At 59.5% G+C, this 12,318-nt stretch carries 13 protein-coding genes; 9 read left to right on the forward strand and 4 right to left on the reverse strand.

What is annotated here, in order from left to right:
- Positions 1 to 7: 7 nt before the first annotated feature.
- Together fkpB and ispH are read left to right on the forward strand one after the other, a co-directional pair.
- On the forward strand, positions 8 to 445 hold the full coding sequence (fkpB, locus tag IB254_RS24695; protein ID WP_192420016.1) for an FKBP-type peptidyl-prolyl cis-trans isomerase: 438 nt from the start codon (positions 8 to 10) through the stop codon (positions 443 to 445).
- Positions 446 to 576: 131 nt separating this feature from the next.
- Entirely contained in the window at positions 577 to 1,524 is a 948-nt protein-coding gene (ispH, locus tag IB254_RS24700) for a 4-hydroxy-3-methylbut-2-enyl diphosphate reductase (RefSeq protein ID WP_008028815.1), read from the forward strand.
- On the opposite strand, the gene IB254_RS24705 is transcribed toward ispH, so the two are convergent.
- Positions 1,501 to 2,043 carry a GspH/FimT family protein gene (locus IB254_RS24705; RefSeq protein WP_192419945.1) on the reverse strand — a complete coding sequence of 181 codons (543 nt, stop codon included), beginning with the start codon at positions 2,041 to 2,043 and terminating at the stop codon, positions 1,501 to 1,503. The two genes, ispH and IB254_RS24705, sit on opposite strands and share 24 nt — an antisense overlap.
- Before the next feature lie 129 nt (positions 2,044 to 2,172).
- Here IB254_RS24705 and IB254_RS24710 point away from each other — a divergent pair, with 129 nt between their 5' ends.
- Genes IB254_RS24710 through thiO form a run of 7 tightly spaced genes read left to right on the forward strand, consistent with a single transcriptional unit; the run spans position 2,173 to position 8,961 of the window.
- Positions 2,173 to 2,646 carry a GspH/FimT family pseudopilin gene (locus IB254_RS24710; protein ID WP_192419946.1) on the forward strand — a complete coding sequence of 158 codons (474 nt, stop codon included), beginning with the start codon at positions 2,173 to 2,175 and terminating at the stop codon, positions 2,644 to 2,646.
- Positions 2,643 to 3,092: a type IV pilus modification protein PilV gene (gene pilV, locus IB254_RS24715; protein WP_192419948.1), complete on the forward strand. Its 450-nt coding sequence runs from the start codon at positions 2,643 to 2,645 to the stop codon at positions 3,090 to 3,092. Before IB254_RS24710 ends, pilV begins: the two co-directional genes overlap by 4 nt.
- On the forward strand, positions 3,089 to 3,802 hold the full coding sequence (locus IB254_RS24720) for a PilW family protein (RefSeq protein WP_192419950.1): 714 nt from the start codon (positions 3,089 to 3,091) through the stop codon (positions 3,800 to 3,802). The genes pilV and IB254_RS24720 overlap by 4 nt, the downstream gene beginning before the upstream one ends.
- Positions 3,803 to 3,813: 11 nt before the next feature.
- Positions 3,814 to 4,296 carry a PilX N-terminal domain-containing pilus assembly protein gene (locus tag IB254_RS24725; protein ID WP_192419952.1) on the forward strand — a complete coding sequence of 161 codons (483 nt, stop codon included), beginning with the start codon at positions 3,814 to 3,816 and terminating at the stop codon, positions 4,294 to 4,296.
- Positions 4,280 to 7,393, forward strand: coding sequence for a pilus assembly protein (locus tag IB254_RS24730; protein ID WP_192419954.1), 3,114 nt, complete (start codon positions 4,280 to 4,282; stop codon positions 7,391 to 7,393). Before IB254_RS24725 ends, IB254_RS24730 begins: the two co-directional genes overlap by 17 nt.
- A gap of 14 nt (positions 7,394 to 7,407) precedes the next feature.
- A complete protein-coding gene (locus IB254_RS24735) occupies positions 7,408 to 7,806 on the forward strand; it encodes a type IV pilin protein (protein WP_192419956.1) in 399 nt (132 codons plus the stop codon).
- A 54-nt stretch (positions 7,807 to 7,860) separates the two neighbouring features.
- Positions 7,861 to 8,961: a glycine oxidase ThiO gene (thiO, locus tag IB254_RS24740; protein ID WP_192419958.1), complete on the forward strand. Its 1,101-nt coding sequence runs from the start codon at positions 7,861 to 7,863 to the stop codon at positions 8,959 to 8,961.
- Between the two features lie 127 nt (positions 8,962 to 9,088).
- On the opposite strand, the gene IB254_RS24745 is transcribed toward thiO, so the two are convergent.
- From IB254_RS24745 to IB254_RS24755, 3 genes are read right to left on the reverse strand one after another with little or no spacing between them, the layout of a single operon-like run.
- Positions 9,089 to 10,420, reverse strand: a complete 1,332-nt coding sequence (locus IB254_RS24745; protein ID WP_192419960.1) for a sigma-54-dependent transcriptional regulator — start codon at positions 10,418 to 10,420, stop codon at positions 9,089 to 9,091.
- 2 nt (positions 10,421 to 10,422) lie between these two features.
- A complete protein-coding gene (locus IB254_RS24750; RefSeq protein WP_192419962.1) occupies positions 10,423 to 12,012 on the reverse strand; it encodes a sensor histidine kinase in 1,590 nt (529 codons plus the stop codon).
- Entirely contained in the window at positions 12,002 to 12,235 is a 234-nt protein-coding gene (locus IB254_RS24755; protein ID WP_008037883.1) for a PP0621 family protein, read from the reverse strand. The genes IB254_RS24750 and IB254_RS24755 overlap by 11 nt, the downstream gene beginning before the upstream one ends.
- Positions 12,236 to 12,318 lie beyond the last annotated feature (83 nt).

A 12,318-nucleotide genomic window follows, 5' to 3' on the forward strand; every position in this document is an offset into this window, starting at 1 on the left:
ACAGGTATTGGCTGAGCAACGCATCCGCCAGAACACGGAAGTCACCTTGCACTTTGCACTGCGCCTGGAGAACGGCGACACCGTCGACAGCACCTTCGACAAAGCCCCGGCGACCTTCCAGGTCGGCGACGGTAACCTGTTGCCAGGTTTCGAAGCGGCCCTGTTCGGCTTCAAGGCCGGCGACAAGCGTACGCTGACGATTCTGCCGGAAAACGCTTTCGGTCAGCCGAACCCGCAAAACGTACAGATCATCCCGCGTTCACAGTTCAAGGACATGGACCTTTCGCCGGGTTTGCTGGTGATCTTCAACGATGCGGCGAATACTGAGCTGCCTGGCGTGGTGAAAGAGTTCGATGACGAGCAAGTGACCATCGACTTCAACCATCCGTTGGCCGGCAAGACATTGACCTTTGACGTGGAAATCATCAACGTCAAATCGTTGTAAACGCTGTTCTGTAGGAGCTGGCTTGCCAGCGATGGGGCCATCAGGCTCGCTGCAACGCCAAGGGCCTCATCGCCGGCAAGCCGGCTCCTACAATGTTCTAATTTTCCTGCGCGCAAGACACGAGGCACAGCATGCAAATCAAACTCGCCAACCCCCGTGGCTTCTGCGCCGGTGTGGACCGGGCGATCGAAATCGTCAACCGCGCCCTGGAAGTCTTCGGGCCGCCGATCTATGTGCGCCACGAAGTGGTCCACAACAAATTCGTCGTCGAAGACTTGCGCGCTCGCGGCGCGATCTTCGTTGAAGAGCTGGATCAGGTGCCGGACGACGTCATCGTGATCTTCAGTGCACACGGCGTTTCCCAGGCGGTGCGTACCGAAGCCGCCGGCCGTGGCCTGAAGGTGTTCGACGCCACCTGCCCGCTGGTAACCAAAGTGCACATCGAGGTCGCGCGCTACAGCCGCGATGGCCGTGAATGCATCCTCATCGGCCACGCTGGTCACCCGGAAGTCGAAGGCACCATGGGCCAGTACGATGGCAGCAATGGCGGCGCGATTTACCTGGTCGAGGACGAGAAAGACGTCGCCGCGTTGCAGGTGAACAACCCCGAAAAACTGGCGTTCGTGACCCAGACCACCCTGTCCATGGACGATACCAGCCGCGTTATCGACGCGTTGCGTACACGTTTCCCGGCGATTGGTGGCCCGCGCAAGGACGACATCTGCTACGCCACGCAAAACCGTCAGGACGCCGTCAAGACGCTGGCCGACGAATGCGACGTGGTGCTGGTTGTCGGCAGCCCGAACAGCTCCAACTCCAATCGCCTGCGTGAGCTGGCCGAACGCATGGCCACTCCGGCCTACCTGATCGACGGCGCTGAAGACCTGCAAAAGAGCTGGTTCGACGGTGTCGAGCGCATCGGCATTACCGCAGGTGCCTCTGCGCCGGAAGTACTGGTGCGTGGCGTGATCCAGCAGTTGCAGGCCTGGGGCGCTACCGGTGCCGATGAACTGGCGGGTCGCGAGGAGAACATCACGTTCTCCATGCCGAAAGAGTTACGCGTTCGTTCGCTGCTTTGATTTTCTTCCTTTCTCGCACAACGCCTGCACAGCCTTGATGCTGCGCAGGCTGACGCGACCGCTCGGGGCCAGCACCACTTGGTGCTGACTCACTGGCTCGTGTTTTGCGCAAACATGCAATGTCCCTGCTTGAAAGCCTCCGTGCTGCGGTTCGCCGAGATGGCTGAATCGTACTGAAGTCCTGACATAGTGATTGCCGACAACCGGCACCCGAGTGCCGCTTCGGCGCTCGACAAGCAGCGGATTGCTGCTGTCCTCATGTCCCTTGCCATTTAAATCCAGAATCATCCGCCAGCCTTGGCCCCAATCGTCGTTTATCCCGTGTATGACGACAGCCTGGTTTCGCGTGATCGCCTCGCTTCTGGCGCTGCGCATGCCACTGACAAGCGACTTCGCTGCCTCCTCTTGATGGTTCGATTCCGTGAGCGCTGCAAACGCCGGACTGACCAGATGCAGAACAATCCCGACAATCGTCAGTCCCATGAGCAGTTCAATCAGACTGAAACCCTGCTGACGCATGACATCTCCCTCCCTGGAGTGCGGTGGCCCGCGCAATCCTTGCGCAGTAATGGCAAAACAACCGACACCTGTGGGTCGAATGTTCTAGCGTGTAACAGCAGGTATAGCCGACGGCAACGGAGGGCATTGATGGATCATCGTACAAAAGGTTTCACGCTGATCGAGTTGCTGGTCGCGCTTGCGGTCTTTTTGATTCTGATCACCCTGGCAGTACCGGCGTTTACCCGTTCGGTGCAAGGCACCAGGGCCGATACCGAGATCGGCGACCTGCAACGCGCCTTGAATTTCGCCCGGCTTGAAGCCATCGACCGCGGCATCACCACCCGGGTGCGGCCGACGGCGGGTGGCAGTGTCTGGACCGGGGAATTGGCGGTTTATGACAGTACTGGCACTGTGGCCAATGTATTGCGGGTTGTTCCCGCGATGAGCAGCGGCGCGACTCTGACGCTAACCTCAGGCGTGACCGCCATCGATTTCAACAATCTGGGCGGTCTGTCGGCACCGTCCACGGCGGTGGTGATCAGCTACGTACTGGGGGCGCAAAACAGGACGCTGAATGTGTGTTTGAACGGACGAATTCTATTGGGTGGAAGTTGCGGATGAGGGGATGGAGCAAGCGTGCACAGGAGGGCATGACGCTGATCGAGGTTCTCGTGGCGTTGGTGATTCTGAGCGTGGGGCTGTTGGGGGCGGCGGCGTTCCAGCTCAATGCGCTGAAGTACACCGACAGTTCGCGGATGACCAGCCAGGCGAGTTTTATCGCCTACGACATGATGGACCGCATCCGCGCCAACGCCGGCGCCGATTACACGGTCACGCCGCCGACGTCCGGCAACCTCAACGTTGCCCGGGATCAGGACCTCTACGACTTCACCACCAATATCGTCAGTATGCTCGGCGCCACCGCTACGGGCAGCGTCACCCTTAATCAGCGGGTGTACACCATCACCATTACCTGGGACGACTCGCGGGCTGCCAATGCCGCCAATTCCCGTCGCAGCTTTGTGCTGACCAGTCGCGCCGCTGTCGATCCGGTGGCGACACCATGAACCGGCTCAACAGAGGTTTCGGCCTGATCGAAATGTTGATCGCGTTGGCGTTGAGCCTGGTCGTGGTGCTCGGTGTGGCGCAGATTTTCATAGCGGCCAAGAACACTTATGTCAGCCAGAACGCGGCAGCGAACATGCAGGAAGATGCGCGTTTCGTGCTGAGCAAAATGATTCAGGAAATCCGCATGGTGGGGATGTTCGGTTGTCTGGGGACGATCTCCGAGGCAAGCGCTGGGGTCGGTTTCACTACCAACCAGGCAACGCCGATCGGCTGGGACAATGCCAACCTCAAGCTGACCCTGGTGACTGCCGATGTCGGAGCGGGTGGCGGTACGCCGACCTGGACGGTGGTTTCGGATTGCCGAAATACCGCGACGGCTTACTCCAACGTGCAGGCTCCCGCCACAGGGCAATTGGCGTTTCCGATTCGACGACTGATCTACAGCCTCAAGAACGGCCAACTGACGATGGGCAGTGGCATCGGCACGCCGGCTCAGGCAGTGCTTGTCGACAACGTCAAAGCCTTTGACGTGAGCTTCGGTCTCGCAGCGTCAGCCACCGATACGGCCGCTTCCAGTTACAGCACCAACCCGTCCGACCCTGCGCGAATCCGTAGTGTGCGCTTGACGTTGACGCTGAAAGATCCGAACAGTCGCGTTCGAGATCAAACCTTCAACGTGGTTGCCGCTTTGCGCAACCGCTTGCCATGAGGGGAGGGCCGATGAGTTTTTCTCCCGCTACCACTCACGCCCAGCGTGGCATGGCGCTGCTGGTCAGCCTGGTGTTCCTCCTGTTGCTGACGCTGATTGGTATTTCATCGATGCAGAACGCAACCCTGCAGGAAAAGATGGCCAGCAGCGTCACCCTGCGCAATCAGTCGTTCCAGATCGCCGAAGCCGCGTTGCGCATCGGCGAAAGTGCGGTTCAGCTCGATACCTATACATTGCCGGTTTGCAGCGGCAATCAATGTTTGCCACCCGCCGAGTCATCGACCCTCACGGCTGCCGGTCTCAACTCCTCCTCGGGTGTCACCTGGATCGCGGCCGCCAACGGCTTCTATGGGGTACAGAACATCGGCACCACGTTGAATGCCGTGAATGTGCCGAGCAACACCTCTGCGACGCTTTATCGGGTCACGGCAGTGGCCATCGTGGGCAACAACGTGCGCAGTGTGGTGGAGAGCATCTATGCCAAATACCAATAGGTGCTCAGGGATCTGGCGGTTACTGAGTGGTATTGCATTGGGGCTGTACCTGTCAGCGCCTGCGTACGCATTCACGCCCTCGGACTCGCCCCTGCTGAGCGCCGCGGCGGTTGCGCCCAACGTGATGCTGCTGATCGATGATTCGGGGAGCATGAACAACATCATTTGGGCGCCGGGATTCGATCCGACGGTCAGTCGCCCGCAAATTGCCAATTGCAGTTCGAACAGCTCGTGTCTGAGCGGTCAGAATCTGGACATGGACGATACCAACATCACCTTGTCGAGCCTGAATCGCGGCGGTTGCTCCAACAATGGCAACTGGTACGGTTTTTATCGGGGCTTCCTGGGACTGTCATCGATATGCCTGAAGCTGCCGGACCCGGTGGGCAACGAAAACACGCGTTATACGGCTAACTATCTGTCTTATCTGGTCACACTGGCCAACGGTTCGAACAGGGATTTCACCACCGGTACCGGTGCGATCCCCAATGATTACCGCATCAGCGTTGCGCAGGATGTATCCACCAATCTGGTCACCAGCAACCGTTCATTGAGAATAGGCCTGGCGACATTCAACCCTTCTGTCAGTGGCAACTCCGGCCCCGGCGGTTTTATCGCCCGTGCGGTCAGCGATCTGTCTCCCGTCAGTGGTAGCGTTACCCAGGCCCAGGCGGACACCAATTACAACGCCTTGATCTCTTCAATCAATGGTTTGAGTGCAATCGCCAATACCCCGTTGGCAGAAACCTATTACGAGATCACGCGGTACATGCGCGGCATGGCGCCGTACTACAACTCGACGCCAACCACTTACACCAGCCCGATCCAGTATCGCTGCCAGAAAAACTATGGCGTGGTGATCACCGACGGCTTGCCTACGTTCGACAGGACCTTCCCGACCAACGATCCGCTCGGTGGCGCCCGCTTGCCGAACTGGGACGGCAACAGCGCGAACGATGGCGACAACCTCTCCGGTGATGGCGAGGGGGACACGTTGTACCTGGACGACATCGCCAAATTCGCCTTCGACATCGATATGCGCACCACCGGCACCGATGTCGGTGGCAAAAGCTGGAACGCCGCAGATTTCCCCAAACAGAACATGAACACCTACACCGTGGGTTTCACCGCCGCGAACCAGATGTTGTCGGACGCCGCCGGTTACGGGCAGGGCAAGTACTACCAGGCGACGGACAGTGCCGGCCTCAATACCGCGTTGTCATCAGCCCTGAGCGACATCACGTCGAAAGCCGGTTCTGGCGGGAGCGGCACCACCAGCAGTGCAATCGTCGGGGTCGGTTCCGCTTACTACCAGACCAGCTACGACCCCAAGGACTGGCGCGGCACCATCAAATCTTACGGGTTCACCGCCACCGGCTCGGTCAATACCTCCACGGTGCTCTGGACGACTGATACCGCCATCGTGCCCGGCGCCACAGCGCCGACTTACCAGTCGTGGAACAACGTGAGCAATGCTCCCGTCACGCTGGCCTACGCCAATTTCGCCCCGGCACAGCAGACGGTGCTGAATCAAGGCCTGCCCACCGGCATCACGGGCAGCGACCTTGTGGAATGGAGCAAGGGCACCAACAAGACCGGGTTGAAAGTTCGCAGCGTGTTGCTCGGCGACATCATCAATTCGCCTTTGGTGCTGGCCTCACCCACGGAAAAAACCGCATCCGATCTGGTCAGTGACACCAGCTACAGCACCTATCTGGCCACCAAATCCAGCAACATGAACACCAGCCTGGTGGTCAATGCCAATGATGGTTTTGTCAGCGTCATCAACTCGGGTAACGGCGCCAGACGTTATGCCTACATGCCCTCCAGTGTTTTGCCATCGTTGCGCTATATCGCCGATACCGCCTACATCAACGGCGTCAGCCACAAGTTTTTGGTCGACGGTCAGGTCGGCGTATTCGATGCACAACTCAACAGTGCCTGGAAAACCCTCGCGCTCGGCGGAACAGGCGCGGGCGGCAAGACGTTCTACGCCTTGCAGCTGTTTGACGCTTCGGCAGGCAACGTGACCAAGGCGTTGTGGGAAATCAGTGCACCTGCCACAGCAAACACGGCGAACGTTTTCAATGATCTGGGTTATGCCTACGCCCGTCCGGAAGTGGCACGCTTAGCGGATGGTCGTTGGGCGGCATTCATCTCCAACGGCTACGGCAGCAATTCGGGCGTGGCGGCGTTGTACGTGGTGGATATCCGCGATGGATCGCTGATCAAGAAAATCGTCGTCGACAGCACGGAAACCACCAACGGTTTGTCGTCGGTGAAACTCAAGGTCAACTCGCAGAATGTGGTGCAGGCCGCCTATGGCGGGGACCTGAAAGGGCGGTTATGGAAGTTTGATTTGAGCGGCGCTACCACGGACACCTGGGGCGTGGCGTTTTCCGGCAAACCGTTGTTCACGACGGCGGGCGGGGCCACCCAGCCAATCACCGCGCAGCCGTTGCTGGCGGACAATTCACTGGGCGGCAAAGTGGTGTTTTTCGGTACCGGCAAATTCAATGAGACGGTCGACAAGACCAACAAGGATCTGCAGGCGTTTTATGCGGTGTGGGATGCTGACGGCGGCTCTGGACAGATCACCACGTCCAGTTTGCAGATCCAGTCGGTGACGGGCGTGTTCTCGGGAAGTACGGGGCAGTTCATCACCACCAGCCAGAACGAAGTGACCTATCCGGCGGAGAAGGGCTGGTATTTGCCACTGGTCTACAACAGCGTATTGACCGGTGAGCGGGTGATTAACCAGGCGGCTCTGGTGTTGGGGCGAATCGTATTTACCACGGCCATTGTGGACACCACGGACCCTTGTGCCAGTTTTGGCACCGGCAAACTGGTCGAACTGGATGCGTTCAGCGGTAAGATGCTCAACTACGCGGTGCTCGACACCACTGGCGATGGGGTGGTCGACAGCGCAGACGCGATATCCGCCGGGGTGATTTTCACTAGCGGGATGCCATTCTTGAGCGCCGTTACCAACGGCGGCACCGGCAAGATCGTAACCGATACAGGTTCAACGGTGACCAAGCTGACCGAAAAGGGCGGCGGTGGCAGCCGTCGCATCATGTGGCGACAAATACAGTAAGTGAGAGTTGAGGCATGCGCAGATCCAACCGAGGTTTTACCCTGATCGAAATCATGATCGTGATTGCGATCATCGGGATCGTCATCACCATTGGCTACCCGAGCCTCACCGAATACGTGAAAAAGGGCCGCCGGGCTGAAGTGGCCGGGCTGCTCTCCGAGCAGGCGCAGGTTCTTGAACGGTTTTATTCGAAGGGTAATGTCTACACCAATGCCACCGGCCTGAGCGCCGGCAATGACTATTACACCATCACCCCGACCCTGACCGACCAGACCTTCCTGCTGACCGCTACACGCAAGGCCGGCAGCATGGCGACTGACAAGTGTGGCGATTTCACCATCACCAACACCGGTGTCAGAAGCATGGTCAACGCGACGGCCGGACTGACCACCAAGGATTGCTGGGGTCGCTGAGTTTTTTCCGGGCGCCTTTTGCGCCTCCTGTCTCTTTAACGGTTGGATCGGAACATGACCATGCAACAGCAAGTGGTGATAGTCGGCGGCGGTGTGATTGGCCTACTGACAGCGTTCAATCTCGCGTCGCAAGTACAGAGCGTTGTGCTGCTGGACCGTTCGAATGTCGGTCAGGAATCGTCCTGGGCCGGTGGCGGTATCGTTTCACCGCTCTACCCGTGGCGCTACAGCCCGGCAGTTACCGCGCTGGCCCATTGGTCTCAGGACTTTTATCCACAGCTGGGCGAGCGCCTGTTTGCTGCGACCGGGATTGATCCCGAAGTGCACACCACCGGCCTGTACTGGCTGGACCTGGACGATGAAGCCGAGGCGCTGGCCTGGGCCGAGCGGGAAAACCGTCCGCTGCGGGCTGTGGATATCTCGGCGGCGCACGATGCGGTGCCGGTCCTGGGTGGCGGTTTTACCCGTGCGATCTATATGGCCGACGTGGCCAACGTACGTAATCCACGGCTGGTGAAATCCCTCAAGGCTGCCTTATTGGCGCTGCCGAACGTGACGATTCATGAGCAGTGCGAAGTCAGCGGGTTCGTTCGCGAAGGCGAAAAAGTCGTCGGCGTGCAGACTTCGGCGGGCGCGATCCATGGTGATCAGGTGGTGCTGACGGCGGGTGCCTGGAGCGGTGATTTGCTCAAAAGCCTGGGCCTTGCGTTGCCGGTTGAACCCGTGAAAGGGCAGATGATTCTTTACAAGTGCGCGGCGGACTTCCTGCCGAGCATGGTGCTGGCCAAGGGGCGTTATGCGATTCCTCGCCGGGATGGACACATTCTGATTGGCAGCACGCTGGAACATGAAGGCTTCGACAAGACGCCGACCGGCTCTGCGCTTGAAAGCCTGAAAGCGTCGGCGGTGGAATTGATTCCAGCGCTGGCGGATGCCGAGGTGGTCGGGCATTGGGCGGGGTTGCGACCGGGTTCCCCGGAGGGCATTCCCTACATCGGCCGGGTGCCGGGCTTCGAGGGGTTATGGCTCAACTGCGGGCATTACCGTAACGGGTTGGTGCTGGCGCCGGCGTCGTGCCAGTTGTTTGCGGATGTGATGCTGGGCAGGACGCCGATCATTGATCCGGCGCCATATGCGCCGGCAGGGCGGATTTGACCGTTAGATAGTTGGCGTTTGTCAGGACGCTATCGCGAGCAAGCTTGCTCCTACAGGGTATGAGTCGATTTACATATTGTGATTGACTCAAATTCTGTAGGAGCAAGCTTGCTCGCGATGGGGCCCTTCAATCCAGCCCGAATTTCTTCAACCTGTAACGCATCGACCGAAACGACAAATTCAATCGCTGAGCCGCCGCCGTGCGGTTCCAGCGGGTTTCCTCAAGGGCCTGGAGGATGAGTTTGCGTTCGACGTTTTCCAGATAGTCTTCCAGATTGTCTATCTGCGTCAGGTCCGGCACACCGCTGTCGGCGCTGCAATTGCCTTCGGCCAGTCGCAGGTCGCTGGCTTCGATCTGTTTGTTGTCGCACAGGGTGTGGGCGCGTTCGAGCATGTTCTCCAATTCCCGCACATTGCCCGGAAAGCGATAGCTTTTCAGCGCTTCAAGCGCTTGTGGGTGGAGCTTCGGGGCGGGTTGGCCGCTGGCTGCCGCCAGACGCTTGAGCACATGACTGGCCAATGACTCGATGTCGTCGCGGCGTTCGCGCAAGGGCGGAACCCGTAGTTCGATCACATTCAGCCGGTAATACAAATCCTGGCGAAAGCGTTCAGCGGCGACTTCGGCGTCGAGGTCTTTATGGGTGGCGCAGAGGATCCGCACATCGACCACGGTTTCCTGCTGGCCGCCAACGCTGCGAACGGCTTTTTCCTGAATCGCCCGCAGCAGTTTGACCTGCATCGACAGCGGCAAGTCGGCCACTTCGTCGAGGAACAGCGTGCCACCCTGAGCGGCCTGGAACAGCCCGGGCTTGTCTTCGATAGCGCCGCTGAAGCTGCCTTTGCGATGGCCGAAAAACTCGCTTTCCATCAGTTCCGACGGTATCGCCCCGCAATTGACCGGGACAAACGGTTGGTTGGCGCGCGGTCCTTGTTCGTGGATCAGTCGGGCGACCAGTTCCTTGCCGCTGCCGGACTCGCCGCTGATATAGACCGGCGCCTGACTGCGCGCCAGTTTGTCGATTTGTTTGCGCAGGCTGCGCATGGGCAGCGAATCGCCCAGCAACCGTCGGTCGATGGCTGCGCCCGGTGCCGGCATGCGCAGGGCGCTGGTGACCAGTTCGCGCAGCCGCGTGAGGTCCACCGGTTTGGTCAGGAAGTCGAAGGCGCCGGCCTTGAGGGCGTTGATCGCCGTTTCGAGGCTGCCGTAGGCGGTAATCATGGCCACCGGCAGGTTTGGGGCGCGTTGCTGGATATGTTGCACCAGCTCAAGACCGGTGCCGTCCGGCAGGCGCATGTCGGTCAGGCACAGGTCGAAGGTCTCACGCTTCAACAGCGCCTGGGCTTCGCCGAGGTTACGGGCGCTGAAGGTGTCGAGTTTCATCCGTCCCAGGGTGATTTCCAGGAGTTCGCGGATATCCGGCTCGTCGTCGACGATCAGGACTTTTTGCCGTGGGCTCATGTTCAACTTTGTTTCCGTCCGTGAGCAAAGGTGATGCGAAAGCAGCCGCCATCATGGCGTGGCTTGAAGTCTAGGCGGGCCTGGTTGCTTTCGCACAGCTCACGGGACAGATACAGCCCCAGGCCCGTGCCTTGGGCGCTGGTGGTATAGAACGGTTCGAACAAATGCACCTGCTGGTCCGGTGCCACGCCGGGGCCATCGTCCCGAACCTCGATGATCGGCAACTGGCTGTCGGGGTCGACAAACAAATCGAGCCAGACCTGCGCCTGATCGTGGATTTGAGCGCTATGTCGCCAGGCGTTGCGCAACAAATTATCGAGAATCTGGGTGAGCTGGTTCGGATCCATCAGGGTTTTGAAGTCCCCTGAACCGATGCGCAGGTGAATCTGCTGACGATCAAGCGCACTTTCGCGACTGTCGGCAACGAACTGTTCCAGCCACGCCCTCAGGTCGAGTCGTTGCGGCACGGTTTGCTGGCGGCGGGACAGTTGCAGGACGTTTTCGATAACCCGATTCATTCGCTGAGAGTGGTCTTGAATAATCTGGGTCAGACGTCGATCCGCGCCGTTCAGTTCCTCCGATTCCTGCAATAGCTGAGCGGCATGACTAATGGCGCCCAAAGGATTGCGAATTTCGTGGGCTATACCGGCCGTCAGGCGGCCCAAAGCGGCGAGCTTCAGTTGTTGGGCCTGTTGGGCTATTTGTGCGAGATCCTCAAGGAAGACCAGGGTTTGGTGGTGTGGGCTTTGGGTCAGGGCAATGAAGCTCGGTTGCAGTTCCAGGCCGCTGTTGGCAATTTTCAGGCTCTGGGGGCGTAGCGTCGGATTGTTCCGCCACAGTTGCAGGCGTTCGACAAGAATGGGAGCGCAGTCGTCGATCCGTTGGCCTTCGAGATGGTCTCTGCCCAGTAAGATCAGCGCGCTGTGGTTGGCCAATTGCACCCGCAGTTGGCCGTCGAGCACCAGGATGCCGGTGCGCATGCGTTGCAGGATCAATGCATTGAGGGCTTCGAGGCCTACCACTTCGCTGGCCCGTTGTTCGGCGAGGGTTTCGCTGACTTCCAGGCGTTGGATCAAGCCTTGCACCAGCACCGCTGCAGCAAAGCACAGCGCACCGAGGGTGCCGGCTTGCAGGTAATCGTTGGGGCTGGCGGGGTGGTTTAAGCTCAGGAGAAAGCTCAGCCCGACGATGCCGAGCGCGCCAACGGCGGCGATCAGCAGGCCGATGCGGCTACGCAACAAGGTGTTGCTGATGGCCACCGAGACGATCAGCAAGTTGCCGATGGCGCTGGCGACACCGCCGGCGGCGTAGAACAAGCCACACAACAGCAGGACATCAATCAGCGCCAGGCTGAACAGTTGCGCCGGACGGCGGGTGTTCTCGAAGAAGACCACCAGCAAGATGTTCAGCACCAGGTACAGCCAGCTGCCACTGCGCAACAGGCTGTCATTGGCGAACGTCAGCAACTGGTTGTCCAGGTTGCTGGAGATCAGCAGCACCAAGGTGATGCCGACGCTTAGACGGTAGAGGTGATAAAGGCGCAGCAGTCGCTGAGCCTGTTTGCTGCCGGGACTGGACGTCTCAGCGATCACTGGAGCCCGGGCCTTGCTCGAGGTGAGCCTGGCTGCAATACCACTGTTGTTGAAGGCTCAGCGCGCGGTCGCGGGGCAGGTGTACGCCGCAATGGGCGCAGCGGACCATGGGCGCGGCTTCCAGTTCGGCGGGGGACTTGGGCACAGAAGCCTGGCCCTTGAACTTGCGCCAGAACCATACCGCAGCGGCAATCAGGGCGATCCAGAACAGTAAACGAAGCATGATGAGCTGCTTTATGACGAGTGATTAAGCAGTTTAGCCAAGGACATGACGGGCGCACAGCCTGTTAGCGCCGCAATAAAAGT

This window comes from Pseudomonas sp. PDM03, assembly GCF_014852385.1.
Taxonomy (GTDB): domain Bacteria; phylum Pseudomonadota; class Gammaproteobacteria; order Pseudomonadales; family Pseudomonadaceae; genus Aquipseudomonas; species Aquipseudomonas migulae.